This window comes from Falsiroseomonas sp. (assembly GCF_051860665.1).
Lineage (GTDB): Bacteria > Pseudomonadota > Alphaproteobacteria > Acetobacterales > Acetobacteraceae > Falsiroseomonas.
In genome coordinates this window covers 45,158-63,298 of record NZ_JBHYDM010000028.1, presented here as the reverse complement: position 1 = coordinate 63,298, position 18,141 = coordinate 45,158, and the positions used below count along the sequence as shown (strand labels likewise).

Here is an 18,141-nt window from a genome sequence, read left to right as displayed (position 1 = left end):
GTCCAGGGTGGCGCGGGCGGCGCCCAGGCCCCCGGCGGCGGGGCGCGGCCGAAGGGCGGCGCCGCGGCGGCACGCAGCCAGGCCGCGCCCAGCGCGGCCCAGGCGGCGGTCATGGCCGCCCAGCCTTCGGCGGCTTCCCGGTCCGCGGCCATGCCGGCGATTTCGCTCTGCCACAGCGCGATCCAGTCCTCGGCCAGCCCCTCCAGCTCCGCGGCGGGGTCCTGCCCCTGTTGCGAAGCGCCGTCCGGATTGCCGTCCCGCTTGCCGTCCCCCGGCCCTTCCCCCTGCATCATCCATCCTCAAGCCCCGGCCCGGGGCAGGCCTCGCCGGCCGCCGGACGGGCGGCACCGAGCCGGCTGGCGCCGGGCGGCGGCACAATTTTCAGAAACAGGTGTTTCGCACCGCAGCGCAGCGCATGATAGGATTGTGGCAGCGGCGGGGCCGCCAGGGGAAGCAAGACGCATGGCGCAGGATACGACCCAGGCAGGTATGGGCCAAGCAGGTGCCGCATCGGGCACCCAGGCGGAGGCCCCGGAAACCCCGGCGATGCCGCCGGTGGTGGTGAAGAAATACGCCAACCGGCGCCTCTACAACACCGAATCCTCCTCCTACGTCACGCTGGAAGACCTGGCGGTGATGGTGCGCCACGGCCGCCACTTCGTGGTCTATGACGCAAAATCCGGGGAGGACATCACCCGCGGCGTCCTGACCCAGATCATCGTGGAGGAGGAGGCCAAGGGGCGGAACCTGCTGCCCACCAGCTTCCTGCGGCAGATCATCGGCTTCTACGGCGACAGCATGCAGTCGCTGGTGCCGCGCTACCTGGAATCCATGATGGGCGCCTTCTCCCGCCAGCACGACCAGGTGCGCAAGACGGTGGAGCAGACCATGGGGATGGGCGGCTTCATGCCCTTCACCAACCTGGAGGAGATGGGCAAGCAGAATATGGCGATGATGGAACGCGCCATGAGCCTCTTCTCGCCCTTCCGCCCGGCCTCCGAACAGCCGGAGGCCACGCCGGATGCCGCCCGCCTGGCGGCGCTGCAGGCGGAGCTGGAAGCATTGCGGCAGCAGATCGAACACTACAAGGCCATCGCCGCACGCGCGGAAAAGGGCTAGGGATCGTCAACAGATACGATTTCGCGGCGGCGCCCATGACAATGTGGAAGGGTTTTTCAATCGCTTTCGGGCGATAATCACGCCCTTGTCATGCGCGCCACAGGCGAACGCGTGGGCATTGTCCGCGCGATGTTGCGCCGCAGGATGGCGCGGGGATTTTGGACCATGACCACGACCGAGATGACCGAGGATGATGTCGTCACGCTGCCGTCCGGCGACCGGCCCGGACAGCGTGCGAGCGCGGCCGACCGCCATGTGGGCGCGCGGATCCGCGAGCGCCGGGTGATGATGGGGCTGTCACAGCAGCAGCTCGCCAAGCTGATCGGCGTGACCTACCAGCAGGCCCATAAGTACGAACGCGGCCTGAACCGGATCTCGGCCGGCCGGCTGTTCGAGATCGGCCAGGTGCTCGGCGTGCCCGTCTCCTGGTTCTTCGAGGGGCTGACCAGCGACAGCGTCGGCCCGGAAGCCTCGCCCCGCCAGCGCATGTGCCTGGAGCTGGCGCGCAACTTCGCGCTGATCGACAACGAGAAGCACCAGGAAGCGCTCAGCCAGATGGCACGTGCGCTTGCGGCGCAGTCGCAAGCCGAACGCGCCGAGGACTGAGCAGGCGGCCCCGGCGCGCGCCCTTCAGCGCGGGCCGAGGGCGAAGCGCAGCGCCAGGTTGATGGCAACCGGCAGCAGCGACATGTGTGTCTCCCCGGGCAATTCGGTGACCTCCACCGCCAGGCCCAGCGGCCGCAGCCGCGCCGCCATCTCCTGCGCATGGGCCAGGTGCCGGCCCTGGTCGAGCGCCGCCTGGCGCCTGGCGGCATCGGGCCGGCCGATCTGGAAAGGCGCCAGCCGCGTCTCGTATTCGCCGACCGCCATGAAAAGCCGCGGCCTGCCCCGCGCCTCGGGCGGCAGGGCGGCGAAGCGGCGCTCGGTGGCCAGCAGCGCCGCATCCTCCCAGTAGATGGTCGGGCTGATGGCGATCCAGTCCGCGAAGGCCTGCGGGCGGGTGAAGAGCGCATGCAGGGCGAAAAGCCCGCCGAAGGAATGGCCGAAGATCGCCTGCCGTGCCGGGTCGACCGGAGCCAGCCCGGCAATGCGCGGCTTCAGCTCGGCCTCAATGAAGTCGAGGAAGAGGTCGGCGCCGCCGGTGCGCACTTCCGGCCCGCCAGGGCGATGCGGCGGGAAGCTGCGGCCCGGCGGCTGGGAATAATCCCAGGACCGGCGGACGCTGTCATAGGGCTCCTCCGTCGGGTAGCCGATGCCGACCAGCACGGCCTGGGCGATGCCGGTGCCAGCCGGATAGGCCGCCTGCACCCGCAGCGCATCCACCGCGATGCCCATCACCGCATTGGCGTCGAGGAGATACAGAACCGGCCAGCCGCCCTCCGGCGCCGGGCCCTCCGGCCGGTACAGGAAGATCCGCCAGGGTGGCCCACCGGCGGCGGGTGCCAGGTCGAACTGCACGGTGCCGGCGAGCCGCGCCGGCTCCAGCCCCGCCGCGGCCTGCGCGCCCCCGGCCGCGAGGCCGGCCCCCAGGAGGCCGAGCGCCCCGCGCCGCCCGAGCGCGCTCAGAACCGGTAGCCCAGGCGGGCCAGCACGGTGCGGCCGGCGACATGGTAGCAATAGCCGGCCTGGCAGTTATAGGCCTCGCGATCGGTCAGGTTGCTGCCGGTCAGCGACAGGCGCCAGCGGTCGATGTCGTAGCGGATGGCGCCGTCCAGCATGACATAGTCGCCATTCTGCGTCGTATTGGCGGTGTCCCGGTAGCTCGACCCGTTGTAGCGCAGCCCGGCGCCGAAGCTGAGGCCCGCAAGCGGCCCCTCCGGCATGCGGTAGTCCGCCCAGACGGTGGCCAGCACCTCCGGCACCCCGAACGGCCGCTTGCCGAGGTCGGTGCCATTGGTCTTGGTCGTCTCCACATCCTGCCAGGTGGCGGAGGCGAGGATGCGGAGCTGGCGCCCCACCGCGAACTGCGCCTCCAGCTCCAGCCCGCGGGAACGCTGCTCACCGGTCTGGACGGAGAAGCTGCGATCCACCAGGTCCGTGGTGAGGCCGTTCTGCACGGTGATCTCGAAGGCGGAGGCGGTGAACATGTGCTCCGTGCCCGGCGGCTGGTAGCGCAGCCCGCCCTCGATCTGCGTCGCCTCGACGGGCACGAAGGCCCGGCCCAGCCGGTCCGTGCCCAGCGTCGGCTGGAAGCTCTCGGCATAGTTCACATAGGGCGCGATGCCATTGGGGAAGAGATGCACCAGCCCCACCCGGCCGGTGAAGGCGGTCGGCGTCTGTGTCGTCGACACGCCGGTTACGCGATTCAGCGATTCCGTCTCGGTCCAGTCCTGCCGTGCGCCCATGGTCAGCACCCAGCGATCGCCGAGGCGGACCTGGTCCTGCGCATAGATGCCGATCTGGTGCTGCGTCTGGCTGCTGCGCGTGGTGAAGGCCGGGCGCGCGACATTGATGCCATAGACCGGATTCACCAGGCTCAGCGAGGGGGCAGCGCCGGTGCCGTAGTTGAAGTCCGACGTCGTGTACTGGTAGTCCAGCCCGGCCAGCAGCGTGTGCTGCAGCGGCCCCGTCGCGAAGCGAATCTCCGCCTGGTTGTCGATGCCGACATTCTCCAGGCTTTCCTCAAGGAAGGCGGCGTAGCGGGAGACGCTGGTGCCATCGGCGCTGGTGGCGAGGCCAGAGAGATAGGCCGAGGTCAGCGTCGCCTGGCCGTAGCGCATGTTCTGCCGCAGCGAGAGCGCGTCATTCACCCGATGCTCCAGCCGATAGCCGATCTGGTACTGGCGCTGATCGAAGCGGGCGTAGTTCGGGTCGTCAGTGCGGATATTGGTCGGCGTGCCGTCGGGCCGCGTGTAGTAGCCCGCGCTCGCCACGCCGCGATCGTCCAGGAGGGAGGTCAGCAGCGTGAAGCTGGTATTCTCGGTCGGGCGGAAGGTCAGCGAGGGCGCCAGGTAGAAGCGGTCGTCGCGGGCGCCCGGGATTTCCGAATCGCTGTCCCGCACCAGGCCGGTGACGCGGTACTGGAAGCGCGGATCGCCGGCGATGGGGCCGGTGCTGTCGAATTCCGTCTGGTAGCGCGAATGATTGCCGACCGAGACCGCAATCTCGTTCGACGGCGTGGCCGAGGGCATGAGGCTGATGCGGTCGATCAGCCCGCCGGCCGGCGCCTGGCCATAGAGGACGGAGGAAGGGCCGCGCAGGATGACGATGCGGTCCAGCCCATAGGGCTCCGTGCGGAAGCCGATCAGCCCGGGGCTGAAGGACTGGCGCAGCCCGTCACGATAGTCGCCCAGCAGGTTCACGCCGAAACCGCGGATGAAGATCTGGTCGAAGCGCGGGTCGTAGCCATAGACGCCGGTGGCGACGCCGGCATTGTAGCGCACCGCCTCCGGCAGGGTCTGCGCGCCCAGCGCCTGGATCAGTTCGCGATTCACCACGGAGACGGATTGCGGGCTTTCGATGATCGGCGTGTCGGTCTTGGTGGCGGAGGTCGCCGCGGTGGCGCCGAGGGGCGCGGTGGCGGGGGCGGAGACGCCGATGCGCGGCAGGGTGGCCACGGGTGCGGCGGGCGGTGCGGCGGGCGGCGCGGCGGTCTCGGCCTCGGGCGCCTGGGCCAGGGCCGGCGCGCCGGCGATCAGCAGGGCCAGGGCCAGCGCGGAAGTGGGATGGCGGTTGGGCATGCGGGTCCTCGCCGGTGATTCGGTGGGACCTTATTGAGAATGACTCGCAATATCAATTCAGCACGGAGGCCCTTCCCCCGGCGCAACGGAAGGCTCAGCGCGGCGTCAGCGCCTCCCGCCCCCCGATCAGCCGACGGCGGATGCGGGCGGAGAGCTGGTCGATGAGGGCCACGGTCACCAGCATCAGGATGATGATGAAGGCGACCTCGTCCCAGGCGCGGATCTTGATGCGCTCCGCGATCGCCAGCCCGATGCCGCCGGCGCCGACGATGCCGAGCACGCTGGCGGAGCGGGTATTGCTCTCCAGGAAATACAGCGCCTGCGCGATCATCACCGGCAGCACCTGCGGCAGCAGGCCGAAGCGCGTGCGCAGCAGCTTGCTGCCGCCCACCGCGTCGATCCCCTCCGCCTGCCGGCGCTCCGCATTCTCGATCGCCTCGGCATAGAGTTTTGCCAGTACGGCGATGTCGGCGGTCGCGATCGCCAGCACGCCGGCCAGGGGTCCGAGGCCCACCGCGCGCACATAGGCCAGCGCCCAGATCAGCTGGTCGACGCCCCGGAAGCCGTCGAAGACGCGGCGGATGGAGAAATGCGCCAGGGTGTTCACCACCACATTGCCGGCGCCGAGAAACCCGAGCGGCACCGCGATGAGGGCGGCGATGAAGGTGCCGAGGAAGGCCATGGCCACGCTCTCGGCGATGCCCTTCAGGATATCGAGCCAGAGCGCGCCGGGCGAGGGCGGGATCATCAGCACGATGATGGTGCCGAGGCCCGAAAGCCCGTTCCACAGCCGCAGCGGCGTGATCTGGAACCACCAGAGCAGGAAGACGAACCAGGCGAGTGCCGCCAGCCCGCCCACCCAGCGCAGCGCCCGCGTCGCCGGGCTCACGCCGAAGGCCGCCGGCATGCGCGCCTGCCACTGCTTGATCTGCCCGGGTGTCGGTTGCGCCATCGCCATTCCCGTCAGCCCCGCGCCGCGCCGGTCGCCAAATGGCGACGCAGCGTTTCCGAAACCATGTCGATCGCCGCCACGCTGAGGATGATCAGCACGATGATGGCGCTGATCTCCTCGTAATAATTGAAGGAGATCACGTGATAGAGTTCCTCGCCGATGCCGCCGGCGCCGACGAAGCCGAGCACGCTGGCACCACGCACATTGATCTCGAAGCGCAGCAGCGCGTAGCTGAGGAAATTCGGCGCCACCTGCGGCAGCACGCCGAAGCGCACGCGGTGGAACCAGTTGCCGCCCGCCGCGCGCACGCCCTCCATCGCGCTGGTCTCGGCATTCTCCACCACCTCGGCGAAGAGTTTTCCATTCGCGCCGGCGGTGTGGATGATGATGGCCAGGATGCCGGCCATGGGGCCGATGCCGAAGGCCCAGACGAAGATCAGCGCGAAGACGATCTCCGGCACCGTGCGGCAGAATTCCAGCAGGCGCCGCGCCAGGTGGAAGGCCCAGCGGCTGGGCGCCAGGTTGCGCGCGGCGACGAAGCTGAGCGCGAAGGCGATCAGCGTGCCGAGGACGGTGCCGAGCAGCGCCATCTGGCTGGTCTCGAAGATCAGCCAGGCCCATTTGTCGAGGCGGTAGAACCAGCCGGCGAGGCTCCCCTCCGTCTCCCAGTCGGCGAACAGCACCTCCCACCGCAGGGTCGGCAGGATGCGCCAGAAATACTCGCCGATGCGCGGCAGGCCCTCGGCCAGCGCACCCGGCGTCATCTCCGCCATCCAGGCCGCGACCAGCAGGCAGGCCAGCAGCAGGGCGCCGTAGGCCAGCGTGGCCTGCCGGCGCTGCCGCCGCGCTGCCTGGAATTCGGCCTCCCCCCGCGCGATGGCGGCACGGGCGGAGGCGGTCAGGGGCAGCGCGGCGTCCATGGGCGAGGGCTTAGGACCGGCGGCGGCGTTCGGCCGCTTCCTCGCGGCGCAGGCGCACGATCGGCTCGAACATGTCATGCGTCACCGGCGCATAGCCCTGCCCGCCGCCGCGCTCGACCTGCGCGTAGATCTGCGGATGGGCGGTGGCGAGCGCCAGGTGGAAGTCGGTGAAATCCTTCTTGAAGGCGGCCGGCAGGTCGGTGCGGACCGTCATCGGCCCGTTCAGGATCGGCGCCGAGGTCCAGATGATGCGCAGGTCGGCCATGTTCAGCATGCCCTTCTCCACCATCGCGCGCAGGTTGCCGCGGGTGAAGCCCTGCGAAACCTCGCCCTGGCCCGAGGCCCAGGTGACCGCCGCATCATACTGGCGCTGCAGCACCGCCACCACCGCCTGCTCATGCCCGCCGCCGAAGCCGGTGCGGGAGAAGTACTGGCCGGATTCCGTGCCGATGCCCGCGGCGCGCAGCTCGGAGCGCGGCACCAGGTAGCCGGAGGTGGAATTGGCATCCGCCCAGGCCAGCGACTTGCCGCGCAGCTGCTCCAGGTTCGTGATCCCGCTATCGGCGCGCACCACCATGACGGAGACATAGGAGATGCCGCCATCGGCCTCCCGCGCCACGAACAGGGGCTCGACGCCGCCATTGGTGTCGAGCCAGGCGCCGGCATAGGCGGAGGCGCCCATGGCCGCACCCTCGATCTGCTTCGCGCTGAAGGCCTGCATCACGCCGGCATAGTCGGCGGCGGGGAAGAGGCGCACGGGGATGCCGAAGGTGGTCTCCAGCAGGGCGCGATAGGCCTCGTAGCGGCCGAGGCGGTCCTGCTCGTTCTCACCGCCCAGCAGGCCGAGGCGGAGCTGCGGCACCTGCTGCGCCCAGGCGCGGCGGCCGGCGGCGGGCATGGCGGGGGCGGCCGTCTGGGCGGCAGCCGCGAAGGGCGCCAGCGAGAGGCCGGCAACCAGAAGACGACGGGTGATCATGCGGGTTCTCTCCAGGGGGAGCTTTGGGATTCCGCCGACCACGCCGCCGCCCTCAGGCGAGGGCGAGGCCGGGCGTGGTGGTCGCGGCCGGGCGCGCGGCGGGGGCCACCGCCTCCTGCGCCTGGACCTCGAATTCGTCCTCGGTGACGCCGTAGATCTCCTGCACCCGGGCCGCGGTCAGCTCCGCCGGCGTGCCGTCGAACATCACGCGGCCGGCCTGCATGGCGACGATGCGGTCGCAATACTGCCGGGCGGTGTTCAGGTGATGCAGGTTGCACAGCACGGTGATGCCATCCTCCCGGTTCACCTGGCGCAGCGCGTCCATCACGGTCTTCGCATTGCGCGGGTCGAGGCTGGCGATCGGCTCATCCGCCAGCATCAGCCGGGGCTGCTGCAGCAGGGCGCGGCAGATGGCGACGCGCTGCTGCTGGCCGCCCGAAAGCGTGTCCGCGCGCTGCAGGGCCACCTCCGCCAGGTCGAAGCGATCGAGCGCCGCCAGCGCCATGGCGCGCTCGGTGGCGGTGAACATCTTGAGCAGGCTGGTGACGGTGCCCATCACGCCCGGGCGGTGGTTCAGCCTTCCGACCAGCACATTGGTCAGCACATCCAGCCGCTGCACCAGGTTGAACTGCTGGAAGATCATGGCGCAGTCGGTGCGCCAGCGGCGCAGCTCCGCGCCGCGCAGCCGGGTGATGTCCCGCCCGCCATAGACCACCTGGCCGGCCGAGGGTTCGGTCAGCCGGTTGATCATGCGCAGCAGGGTGGACTTGCCGGCGCCGGAGCGGCCGATCACGCCGACCATCTGGCCGTCCGGGATCGCCAGCGTCACCTCGTTCACGGCCGTCACGGCGCCGAAGCGCCGCGTCAGGCCCCGCAATTCCAGCATGGGGTGCCCCTTCTCAAACCGGGCTATACAAGCACCCCGTGACGTCCCCATGACAGCGGCATGATGAAGCGGTTGCAGGGAATCCTTCCGCCCCCGGCTGGGCGGGGCCGCTGGGGCGCGCCATGCTGCGGCCGGAACGGGAGGGACCGGGATGATCGTCGACCTGCGCATCTACACGACGCTGCCGAACAAGCTGCCGGAATTCGTCGCGCTCTATGAGGCGAAGGCCTGGCCTCTGCAGCTGAAATACCTGGAGAATTGCCTGGGCTGGTACACGACGGTGGAGGGCGCGCTGAACACCGTGGTGCATATGTGGGGCTATGCCGACCAGGGCGACCGGGAGCGCCGCCGCACCGCCATGGCCGCCGATCCGGCCTGGGGCGAATACCTGGCCGAGGCCGGGGCCCGCGGCCTGCTGGTGAAGATGGAGAACCGCATCATCAAGCCGACCGGCTTCTTCAGCGCTTTTCAGGCCGCGAAGTAGCGGGGTGGGCGGGGCGCGGCCCCGCCCTTTCGCATCAGACCGTCAGCGTGCCGGCCTTCGCCGCGGCATACCGTGCCGAAATCTTCTGCCAGTCGAGCACGTTCCACCAATTGCCGGTGTATTCGGCGCGGCGGTTCTGGTAGCGCAGGTAATAGGCGTGCTCCCAGACATCATTGCCCATCAGCACGCGCTGGCCGTCCATCAGCGGGCTGTCCTGGCCGCCCTTGGTGACCAGGGCGAGGCGCCCCTCGCGGTTGACGGTGACGAAGGCCCAGCCGCTGCCGAAGACGCCATTCGCCGCCGTGTTGAAGCGGCTGCGGAAGGTGGCGAAGTCGGTGAAGTCGCGGGCGATGGCCTCGGCCAGCTCGCCCTGCGGCTCGCCGCCCGACCCGCCCATGATCTCCCAGAACATGGTGTGGTTGGCATGGCCACCGCCATTGTTGCGCACGGCGGTGCGCACCGCCTCCGGCACCTCGCCCAGCCTGCCCAGCAGCTGGTCCAGCGGCAGGGCGGAAAGCTGGCCATGGTCGCGCAGCGCATTGTTCAGCCCGGCCACCTGGCCGCCATGGTGGAAGCGGTAGTGCAGCTCCATGGTCCGCGCATCGATCGCCGCCTCATTGGCGCCGAAGGCATAGGGCATCGGCGCCTGGGTATAGGGGCCGGCGGGCGCCGGCGCCTGGGCCAGGGCCGCGCGGGGCAGCGCCAGGGCCGGCAGCGCCATGGCGGCGGAAAGCGGGGCGAGGCCCCGGAGCAGGCTGCGGCGGCGGAGCAGGGTCATGGCGTGTCCTTCCGGAGGTTCAGGCTGCGGGGCAGCTGGGGGCCAACTGGGGGGCGGTGCGGGCACCGCCAAGGGCGCAAGCGAAGGATGGCAGGAAGTTCAGCCGCGCAGCCAGGCCGCGAAGCGGCGGTTCAGCGCATCGAGGTGGCGCAGCCAGAAGGCCTCGTCGATCCGCAGTGCCGCGGCGGCATGGGCCGGCGAGGTGGACAGCTGGGCCAGCAGCGGGGCCGGCAGCTCCGCCAGCGCGCCCAGGGCCGTGACGCCGCAGGGCATCACCCGCGGCAGCCGCGCCTGCACCGCCGGCTGGCCGGCGAAGCGCAGGAAATCCAGCGCCCGCTGCCGGTTCGGGCTGCCGCGCAGGATCACCCAGCTGTCCATCATCGCCAGGTTCTGCGCCCAGGCGATGCCGAAATCCCGCCCGTCGGTCGCATTGGCCAGGGCGATGCGGCCGTTATGGGCGCAGCTCAGCACCACCTCCCCGCTCGCCAGCCAGAGCGCCGGCTGCGACCCGCGGTCCCACCAGGCGAGCTGGGCGCGGATGCTGTCGAGCTTGCGGAAGGCGCGGTCCTGCCCGGCCTGGGTGGCGAGCAGCGCATAGACCTCCGAAGGCGCCACGCCATCGCCGAGCAGCGCGATCTCCAGCGTGGTCCGCGGGCGGCGGCGCAGCGCGCGGCGGCCGGGGAAGCGATCGGTGTCGAAGAAATCGGCCCAGCCCGCCGGCGCGCCGCGCAGCGTCGCGCGGTCCCAGGCCAGCACCATGGAATAGGCGATGGCACCGACGCCGCAATCCTGCACCGCCGCCGGCAGATAGGCCTCCCGCCCCCCGATGGCCTCCCAGTCCATCGGCTCGAACAGCTCCTCCCGGCAGCCGATCAGCAGCTGGTGGCCCTCCACCTGCACCAGGTCCCAGTTGTTGGTGCCGGAGCGGATGCGCTCGCGCAGCACATCCATGCCGCCGTCCCAGGTCTCCTCCAGCAGCCGCGCGTCGCGCGCCGTCATCCAGGGGCGGAAGAAGATGTCGCGCTGCACGTCCTGATAGGCGCCACCCCAGGAGACCACCGTCAGGTCGCGCGGGCCCTGGGCATGGCCGGGCAGGGTCATCGCCCAGGGAAGCGCCCATGGCAGCGCCGCCAATCCCCGCAGCCAAGGCCTGCGCCCGCGCATCGCTTGCTCCTTCACCCACTTCGGCGCAGGTTAGACCCGGGGCCGGTCGCTTCGGAAGGCGCCAGGCGATCCGGGACCGGCGCTGTTTCGCATCGCCGCAAAGACAGGCGGCGGCGGTTGGAACCGGACCGGGTTGCGCGGCGTTCCCCCGGCACCACGATCCCGAAAGGAATGCGACCATGTCTCAGCTGGGCAACGACATCCGAAACGTCCGCGACGAGGCCACCGCCGCCGGCGGCCGCCTGGCCGACGATGCGCGCGCCGAGCTCGCCCGCCTGCGCAGCCAGGTCGAGCGCCTGATGGAAGAGCGCGTGACCCCGGCCCTCGGCCAGGCCGCCGAGACGGTGGAGGACTATTCCCGCCGCGCCCGCCACAGCATCGAGGACAATGCCAATGCGGTGGCCGAGACGGTGCGCGCGCAGCCGCTGCTCTACGTCACGGCCGCGGCCTTCGGCGGCTATCTGATCGGCCGGCTGATGGGCACCCGCACCTACGTCTATCCGGACCGCAAGTAAGCGGCGGCCGGCAGCATGCGCCTGCTGAGCCTGGCTCGCGCCGCCTGGCAGGCGGAGGGGCTGTACCTGCGCCGCAGCGGCCGGGCCTATGCCATCCAGGCAGGGTTCGGCGCCGTTGCGGCGATCTTCGGGATCATGCTGCTGGTGATGCTGCATATCGCCGGCTTCGCCGCGCTGCTGCCGGACCAGGGCCCGGTCTGGGCGGCGCTGATCATCGCCTTCGCCGACCTGGTGCTGCTGGCGATCTTCGTCATGCTGGCCCGCAAGCCGCGCCGCGATCCGGTGGCGGAGGAGGCGCTGGCGCTGCGCAAGGCCGCCATGCGGCAGATGGGCGATACCGCGACGCAGGCACTGATCCTGGCCCCGCTGCTGCGGAGCCAGACCCTGAAGAAGGGCGCCATCGGCGCCGCCATCACCGCCGCCGTGGTGGGCTTCTTCAACCGGCGCTGAGGCCGAAGGCGGGTTCCACCCCCGCCTTCACGCCGCGCGCAGTTGCGTGACAAACCTCTCCATCTCCCGCCGCAGACCGCTGGATTGCGCGGCGACCTGGCCGGAAGCCTCCCGCACCATCTCGGCCGCATCGCCAGCGCCCTCCGCCCGCTGCTCCACCGCGCTGATCGCCCCCGCGACCGCCTCCGTGCTTGCCGCCGCCTGCGCGACATTGCGCGCGATCTCGGCGGTGGCGGAGCCCTGCTGCTCCACCGCCGCGGCGATGGAGGCCGCGATCTCATCGAGCTGCGCGATGGTCTGGCCGATGCGCGCCACGGCCTCCGCATTGCCGGCGGCCGCCTGGCGCATCTCCTCGATCTTCTGGCTGATCTCCTGCGTCGCCGTCGCGGTCTGGGCGGCGAGCTGCTTCACCTCGCTCGCCACCACGGCGAAGCCCTTGCCGGCCTCGCCCGCCCGCGCCGCCTCGATGGTCGCGTTCAGCGCCAGCAGGTTGGTCTGGCCGGCGATATCGGTGATCAGCCGCACCACGTCGCCGATGCGCGACGCGGCCTCGTTCAGCGCCTCCACCTGCCGGGCCGTGCCCGTCGCCTCCTCCCGCGCCCGGCGGGTCACCTGGGTGGTCTGGCTCATCTGCCGCGCGATCTCGGCGATCGAGCTGCTGAGCTCCTCCGTCGCCGCGGCGGCCGAGGCGGCATTGCGGCTGGCGCTGCCGCCGGCTTCCTGGGCGACGCCGCTTTCGCGCCGCGTCTCCGTCACCGCCTCCGCCATGCTGTCGGCCGCGCCGGTCAGCCCGCCGGCCGCCTTGGCGAGCGCCCCGGCGATCCCGCCGAGGCTGGCCTCGAATCCCTGCACCAGCGTGTCGCGCATCTTCTGGCGCTCGACCCGCGCCGCCTCCCGCGCCTCGGCCAGCTCGGCCTCCTGACGGCGCTGGCGCTGGCTGTTGCTGCGCAGCACCTCCAGCGCGCGGGCCATGACGCCGATCTCATCGCCCCGCGCGGTGCCGGGCACCGGCTGTTCCGCCTCGCCGCCCGCCAGGGCCTCGGTGCGCGCGATGAGGCCGCGGATCGGCCGGGCGATGCCACGCGCCAGCAGCAGGCTGGCGACCGCGGAGGCCAGCAGGGCCAGGCCGATGGCCCCCAGCAGCATCCACTGGTCGGCCTCGGCCCGCGCCACCTGCGCCGTCTGGTCCAGCAGCAGTTCCGCCGTGGCCACCGGCTGTCCGGCGAAATCCACCAGCGGCACGGCCATCACCATGTAGCTGCGCGCACCGTCGCGCAGCATCTCGGGCGGCGTCGCGCGCGCGAGTCCGGCCCGCAGCATCGCCGCCGACCCCAGCCCTTCCGGCCGGGTGCCGGAGATGCGCACCATCCGGTCGCCCTGCATGGCGTGGATCACGATCTGCGCGTTCACCGTCTCCGCGATCCGGCCCAGCAGGTCCGGGCCGATATTGGCCTGGACGGACACGGCGCCCAGCGTCCGCCCCTCCCGCAGCACCGGCACGATGGCGGCCGCCGTCAGGCCGGTGGCGCCGGAGGCGAGGCCCGCCACCGCGCGCCCTTCCCGCGTCGCCATCACGATGTCCGGGCGCCGCGCAGCGATATTCTCGGGCTGCGGCGTATGCGACAGGGACCGGTAGTGCAGCAGGGCCGGCGGGGTCATGACGGCGATATTGGTCAGCAGCCGTTCCGCCGTCAGCGCCGCATGGATCGGGGCGAGGACCGTGGCCATGCCGGCCTGTTCGGAGCGCGCCACCGCCTCCACCAGCCGCGGATCGGCCGTGATGCTGCGGCCGAGCGTCTCCAGCCGCGTCAGCTCCATCTCGAAGATTTCCTGCGTGGTGCGGCCGATGCGCTGGGCGGACAGCTCCGTCACCACCTCCTGCGTGGCACGCTGCTGCATCAGGCTGATGGTCAGGACCAGCGCCGCGACGGCGCCGGCCACCGCCATGAAGGCCAGGACGAGGCGGGCCTGGATGGATCGGAGACGGTGCATGGGGCGGGGTTTCTCGCGAGATTCCTGGCGGATTATCTCCCGGCGAGGTTCCCAGCCCCTTAACCGAATCTCAGCCCGCCGGTGCCAGCGCCTCGAAGACCAGCATGTGCCGGCCACGATGCTGGAAGGCGTCGCATTCCGCCATGCCGATATCGGCCAGCACCTGGCGGGAGGCGACATTCCCCTCCCAGGCCACGGCGATGATGCGCGCAAGGCCGCGCCGGAAGCCGAAGGCCAGCGCCGCCCGCGCCGCCTCGCGCGCAAAACCCTTGCCGCGGCAGGCGGGCCAGAGGGCATAGCGCAGCGCCACGCCGCGGCCATCCGGCCGTTCCATCAGCCCGGTGATGCCGAGGAACTCCCCGGTCTCGCGGAGAAAGACGGCCCAGGTGCCGTAGCCGCGGACCAGCCAGAACTCCATGTCGTCGTCCAGCTCCTCCCGCGCCCTTTCGGGCGTGCGGGTGCCGTGGAGCATGAGGCCGAAGGCGGCCTCGTCGCCCTTGAGGGCGATGAGGTCGGGCAGGTTCTCCGGCGCGACCGGGCGCAGCGAAAGGCGCGGCGTGGTGATGCCGTTGCCTTCCGCCAGGCGGGGGACGACCAGCTCTCTACCGAGCCAACGGCCGGTACTTGATGCGGTGCGGCTGGTCCGCCGCGGCGCCGAGTCGACGTCGCTTGTCCGCTTCGTAGGCCTCGAAGTTCCCCTCGAACCACTCCACGTGGCTGTCGCCCTCGAAGGCGAGGATGTGGGTGGCCAGCCGGTCGAGGAACCAGCGGTCGTGGCTGATCACCACGGCGCAGCCGGCGAACTCCTCCAGCGCATCTTCCAGCGCGCGCAGCGTGTCGATGTCGAGGTCGTTGGTCGGCTCGTCCAGCAGCAGGACGTTGTGTTCCCGCTTCAGCATCTTGGCCAGGTGCACCCGGTTCCGCTCACCGCCCGAAAGCACCCCCACCCGCTTCTGCTGGTCGGCGCCCTTGAAGTTGAAGGCGGCGACATAGGCGCGGGAGGGGATGGTGCGCTTGCCGATGGTGATCTGGTCCATCCCGTCGGAGATCTCCTGCCAGACGGTCTTGTCATCCGCCAGGCTGTCGCGGGACTGGTCCACATAGCCGAGCTTCACCGTGTCGCCGACGACGAGGCTGCCGCCATCGGGCGTCTCGATGCCCGTGATCATCTTGAACAGCGTGGACTTGCCGGCGCCGTTCGGGCCGATGATGCCGACGATGCCGCCGGGCGGCAGCTTGAAGTTCAGGTTGTCGATCAGCAGGCGGTTGCCATAGCCCTTGCGCAGCTGGTCGGCGACGATGACCGTATTGCCGAGCCGCGGCGCGGGGGGGATGACGATCTCGGCCTCGCCGCCGGCGCGGTCGTTCTGCTTGGCCAGCATCTCCTCATAGGCCGCGATGCGGGCCTTGGACTTGGCCTGGCGCGCCGCCGGGCTGCGGCCCATCCATTCCTGTTCCTTGGCGAGCTGCCGCTGCCGGGCGCTCTCCTCGCGCTCCTCCTGCTGCAGGCGCTTGCGCTTCTGGTCGAGATAGGCGGAGTAGTTGCCCTGGTAGGGGAAGCCCCGGCCGCGATCGACCTCGAGGATCCAGTTGGTGACATTGTCGAGGAAGTAGCGGTCGTGCGTGACGATCAGCACGGCGCCCTTGTAGTCCTTCAGCGTCTGCTCCAGCCAGGCGACCGATTCCGCGTCCAGGTGGTTGGTCGGCTCGTCCAGCAGCAGCAGGTCCGGCTTCTCCAGCAGCAGCTTGCAGAGCGCCACGCGCCGCCGCTCACCACCCGAGAGATGCGCCACGGGGCTGTCGAAGGGCGGGCAGCGCAGGGCATCGAGCGCGATCTCGATGCGCCGGTCGAGCTCCCAGCCCTCCGCGGCCTCGATCTTCTCCTGCAGCTCGGCCTGCTCGGCGAGCAGATCGTTCATCTGCTCCTCCGTCATCTCCTCGGCGAATTTTTCCGAAATTTCGTTGAAGCGGCGCAGCTGTGCCGTCAGCTCCGCGAAGGCCTCCATCACGTTCTCGCCGACCGTCTTGGTCTCATCGAGATGCGGCTCCTGCGGCAGGTAGCCGACGCGCGCCCCCTCCGCGGCCCAGGCCTCGCCGCCGAACTCCTTGTCCTGGCCGGCCATGATCTTCATCAGCGTGGATTTGCCGGCGCCGTTCGGGCCGAGCACGCCGATCTTCACATCGGGCAGGAAGGACAGGGTGATGCCCTTGAAGACCTCTCGCCCGCCCGGATAGGACTTGGTGAGGTCTTTCATGACGTAGACGTACTGCCAGGCGGGCATGAGCAGAGGATCCCAGCGCAGAGGATGAAGCGGCGGGTTCTACCGCGCCCCGCCCCCCCATGCCAACCGCCGCGCGCGGAAAGGGCGTGGCACCGGGCCGCGTCCGCCCGGCCCTCAGCTCGTCTCGGCATGCATCGCGTTATCCCAGGGCGGCGGCGGGCCGATCATCAGGCGCTCCATGTTCATCACGCGCAGCGTCTCGTTGCCGATCACGATCTCCCCCGCAAAGCCGCGCAGGTCGATATAGCCACCCGTCACGGTCGGCGTGGCGCTGCCCGGATAGGGCCGCAACGCGTCCAGCAGGGCGCCCAGGATGGTGGCGTCGGCGCCGCCCGACGGATAGGCCAGGCCGAACAAGCGATCCAGCTCCGCCGGAGTCAGCTCCAGGCACAGCGTGTCCTCGTCGGCGCCGCCATCGATCAGGTCGTCGCCGTCGCCCGGCCGCCACAGCACAAGGTCGTAGCCATGTCCGCCGGAGATGACATCCGCCCCGGTGCCGCCCACCAGCTTGTCGTCGTCCCGCTCGCCATTCAGTTCGTCGCTGCCCGCATTGCCGAAGAGCAGGTCCTGGCCGGAGCCGCCATAGATCACGTCATGGCCCGCGCCGCCCCGCGCATCGTCGTTGCCGTCGCCGGTCAGGATCACGTCATCGCCGCCCTGGCCGTCGACGCGGTCCCGCGCATTGTACGATTCGATCAGGTCGGCGCCTGCCCCGCCGGTCAGGCTGTCATTATTGGACGTGCCCTGGATCTGCTGGCCGGCGGTTCCGCCCACCACACGGGAGAGATCCTGGTCCGTGATAATATGTTTCTCCGTCATGGCTGCCTCCTTCGCGTGCCGGTCCGGCGAGGGAAGGCTTTTGCCAGGACGCAAAACATTTTTGAATGGCACCGATCCGATGGGGGCCAGTGGCGCAGCCTATGGCTGCCGCGCGCCGCTCCGCGGGCGTGAAAGCAGTACGCATCCGCGCTGCGCGCGGTGGCTCATGCCTCCGGCGGTTGTAGCGGCGCCGCAACCCCCGCTCGCGGGGCAGTGCCCCGCGCCGCTACGCGGGCGGCAAGCAGAAATATGGATCCGCGCTGCGCGCGGTGCCTCATGCCTCCGGCGGATTTCCGCCTCGCGCGGCAGCGCCGCGCGATTGGCCGCTTTGCGGCCAATTCGGCGGAAATGGGCCCGGAGGGACTCGAACCCCCAACCAAGCCGTTATGAGCGGCCCGCTCTAACCATTGAGCTACAGGCCCAGAGCCCCCGCCTGCATGGCAAGCGCCGCGGCTTCATGCAAGCCCGGCGAGCACCTTGGCCGTCGCGCCGCTGACATCGCCGAGCTTCACGCCGCCGGCCACCCGGCCCTGCGTCGCGAGACCCCGTTCCTGCCGGGCGATGGCGGCGCGGGCTTCCTCCTCCGCCTCGCCGGGCGGCAGGATCAGCACGCCGGATTCATCGGCCAGCACGGCGTCGCCCGGCATCACCACCACGCCACCGATCGAGACCGGCACGTTCATCCGCCCGCCCAGGTCGTAGATGCGCGTGGTGATGGGCGCGAGGCCGCGGCACCACAGCGGGAAATCGCTGGCCTCAACCTCCTCCACATCCGTGCAGGCGCCGTCCACGATGCCCGCCTTGGCGCCGGCCGCCTTGGCGGCCACGGTCACGCCGCCGCCCCAGCAGGCGTGGCGGTCGTCACCCAGCCGATCGACCACCAGGATATCGCCCGGACGCAGCAGGCCGAGGGCATGGTGCAGGATGGTGGAATCCGGCCCCGGGCATTGCACCGTCACCGCCGTGCCCGCCACGCGCCGGCGCAGCAGCCCCTGGATCCTGCGGTCCACGAAACCCCAGTGGCGCCAATGGCCGACGGTCGCGGTCTCGGTCTGCTCCAGCAGCGCCACCACCTCGGCGCTGATCTGTCCGGGCATCGGCTCGACGACGTAGCGAGCGGGCAT

At 70.6% G+C, this 18,141-nt stretch carries 19 protein-coding genes and 1 tRNA gene; 5 read left to right on the top strand and 15 right to left on the bottom strand.

Translation table 11 applies throughout. The features are described 5' to 3' along the window. Positions 1 to 293 (bottom strand): hypothetical protein (locus tag ACTIF1_RS21360; protein ID WP_439598485.1); only part of this gene is annotated, 293 nt, incomplete at its 3' end. Positions 294 to 546: 253 nt separating this feature from the next. On the opposite strand from ACTIF1_RS21360, the gene phaR reads away from it, so the two are divergent. Both phaR and ACTIF1_RS21350 read left to right on the top strand, forming a co-directional pair. After that, positions 547 to 1,119, top strand: a complete 573-nt coding sequence (gene phaR / locus ACTIF1_RS21355) for a polyhydroxyalkanoate synthesis repressor PhaR (protein ID WP_439598487.1) — start codon at positions 547 to 549, stop codon at positions 1,117 to 1,119. 165 nt (positions 1,120 to 1,284) lie between these two features. After that, a complete protein-coding gene (locus ACTIF1_RS21350) occupies positions 1,285 to 1,725 on the top strand; it encodes a helix-turn-helix domain-containing protein (RefSeq protein ID WP_439598484.1) in 441 nt (146 codons plus the stop codon). 24 nt (positions 1,726 to 1,749) lie between these two features. On the opposite strand, the gene ACTIF1_RS21345 is transcribed toward ACTIF1_RS21350, so the two are convergent. The 6 genes from ACTIF1_RS21345 to phnC form a co-directional block, all read right to left on the bottom strand. Further along, the gene (locus ACTIF1_RS21345; RefSeq protein ID WP_439598483.1) at positions 1,750 to 2,577 is read right to left on the bottom strand and encodes an alpha/beta hydrolase; all 828 of its coding nucleotides are present in this window, start codon (positions 2,575 to 2,577) and stop codon (positions 1,750 to 1,752) included. A gap of 104 nt (positions 2,578 to 2,681) precedes the next feature. Beyond that, complete coding sequence (locus ACTIF1_RS21340) at positions 2,682 to 4,799, bottom strand: TonB-dependent siderophore receptor (RefSeq protein ID WP_439598482.1); 2,118 nt, start codon at positions 4,797 to 4,799, stop codon at positions 2,682 to 2,684. Between the two features lie 94 nt (positions 4,800 to 4,893). Next, entirely contained in the window at positions 4,894 to 5,751 is an 858-nt protein-coding gene (gene phnE, locus ACTIF1_RS21335) for a phosphonate ABC transporter, permease protein PhnE (RefSeq protein WP_439598481.1), read from the bottom strand. A gap of 11 nt (positions 5,752 to 5,762) precedes the next feature. Next, positions 5,763 to 6,671: a phosphonate ABC transporter, permease protein PhnE gene (gene phnE, locus ACTIF1_RS21330; RefSeq protein WP_439598480.1), complete on the bottom strand. Its 909-nt coding sequence runs from the start codon at positions 6,669 to 6,671 to the stop codon at positions 5,763 to 5,765. Positions 6,672 to 6,681: 10 nt separating this feature from the next. Next, positions 6,682 to 7,647, bottom strand: a complete 966-nt coding sequence (gene phnD / locus ACTIF1_RS21325) for a phosphate/phosphite/phosphonate ABC transporter substrate-binding protein (protein WP_439598479.1) — start codon at positions 7,645 to 7,647, stop codon at positions 6,682 to 6,684. A 52-nt stretch (positions 7,648 to 7,699) separates the two neighbouring features. Beyond that, positions 7,700 to 8,533: a phosphonate ABC transporter ATP-binding protein gene (phnC, locus tag ACTIF1_RS21320; protein WP_439598478.1), complete on the bottom strand. Its 834-nt coding sequence runs from the start codon at positions 8,531 to 8,533 to the stop codon at positions 7,700 to 7,702. A 151-nt stretch (positions 8,534 to 8,684) separates the two neighbouring features. Here phnC and ACTIF1_RS21315 point away from each other — a divergent pair, with 151 nt between their 5' ends. After that, positions 8,685 to 9,017, top strand: a complete 333-nt coding sequence (locus ACTIF1_RS21315) for an NIPSNAP family protein (RefSeq protein ID WP_439598477.1) — start codon at positions 8,685 to 8,687, stop codon at positions 9,015 to 9,017. A 34-nt stretch (positions 9,018 to 9,051) separates the two neighbouring features. Here the strand turns inward: ACTIF1_RS21315 and ACTIF1_RS21310 are convergent, their stop codons facing one another. Next, positions 9,052 to 9,795 carry a superoxide dismutase gene (locus tag ACTIF1_RS21310; RefSeq protein WP_439598476.1) on the bottom strand — a complete coding sequence of 248 codons (744 nt, stop codon included), beginning with the start codon at positions 9,793 to 9,795 and terminating at the stop codon, positions 9,052 to 9,054. Positions 9,796 to 9,894: 99 nt separating this feature from the next. Continuing rightward, positions 9,895 to 10,959: an extracellular solute-binding protein gene (locus ACTIF1_RS21305; protein WP_439598475.1), complete on the bottom strand. Its 1,065-nt coding sequence runs from the start codon at positions 10,957 to 10,959 to the stop codon at positions 9,895 to 9,897. A gap of 179 nt (positions 10,960 to 11,138) precedes the next feature. Between ACTIF1_RS21305 and ACTIF1_RS21300 the strand changes: the two genes are divergently transcribed. After that, positions 11,139 to 11,474: a hypothetical protein gene (locus tag ACTIF1_RS21300; protein WP_439598474.1), complete on the top strand. Its 336-nt coding sequence runs from the start codon at positions 11,139 to 11,141 to the stop codon at positions 11,472 to 11,474. 15 nt (positions 11,475 to 11,489) lie between these two features. Then, a complete protein-coding gene (locus ACTIF1_RS21295) occupies positions 11,490 to 11,924 on the top strand; it encodes a hypothetical protein (protein ID WP_439598473.1) in 435 nt (144 codons plus the stop codon). A gap of 27 nt (positions 11,925 to 11,951) precedes the next feature. On the opposite strand, the gene ACTIF1_RS21290 is transcribed toward ACTIF1_RS21295, so the two are convergent. From ACTIF1_RS21290 to ACTIF1_RS21265, 6 genes are all read right to left on the bottom strand, one after another. Then, positions 11,952 to 13,916 carry a methyl-accepting chemotaxis protein gene (locus ACTIF1_RS21290; protein ID WP_439598472.1) on the bottom strand — a complete coding sequence of 655 codons (1,965 nt, stop codon included), beginning with the start codon at positions 13,914 to 13,916 and terminating at the stop codon, positions 11,952 to 11,954. Between the two features lie 70 nt (positions 13,917 to 13,986). Continuing rightward, positions 13,987 to 14,460 (bottom strand): GNAT family N-acetyltransferase, encoded by a 474-nt coding sequence (locus ACTIF1_RS21285; protein WP_439598486.1) that lies wholly within the window; start codon positions 14,458 to 14,460, stop codon positions 13,987 to 13,989. A 58-nt stretch (positions 14,461 to 14,518) separates the two neighbouring features. Next, the gene (gene ettA, locus ACTIF1_RS21280) at positions 14,519 to 16,198 is read right to left on the bottom strand and encodes an energy-dependent translational throttle protein EttA (protein ID WP_439598471.1); all 1,680 of its coding nucleotides are present in this window, start codon (positions 16,196 to 16,198) and stop codon (positions 14,519 to 14,521) included. A 114-nt stretch (positions 16,199 to 16,312) separates the two neighbouring features. Further along, positions 16,313 to 17,017 carry a calcium-binding protein gene (locus ACTIF1_RS21275; RefSeq protein ID WP_439598470.1) on the bottom strand — a complete coding sequence of 235 codons (705 nt, stop codon included), beginning with the start codon at positions 17,015 to 17,017 and terminating at the stop codon, positions 16,313 to 16,315. A gap of 349 nt (positions 17,018 to 17,366) precedes the next feature. After that, a tRNA-Ile gene (locus tag ACTIF1_RS21270) sits at positions 17,367 to 17,439 on the bottom strand. A gap of 33 nt (positions 17,440 to 17,472) precedes the next feature. Beyond that, positions 17,473 to 18,141: an RraA family protein gene (locus tag ACTIF1_RS21265; protein WP_439598469.1), complete on the bottom strand. Its 669-nt coding sequence runs from the start codon at positions 18,139 to 18,141 to the stop codon at positions 17,473 to 17,475.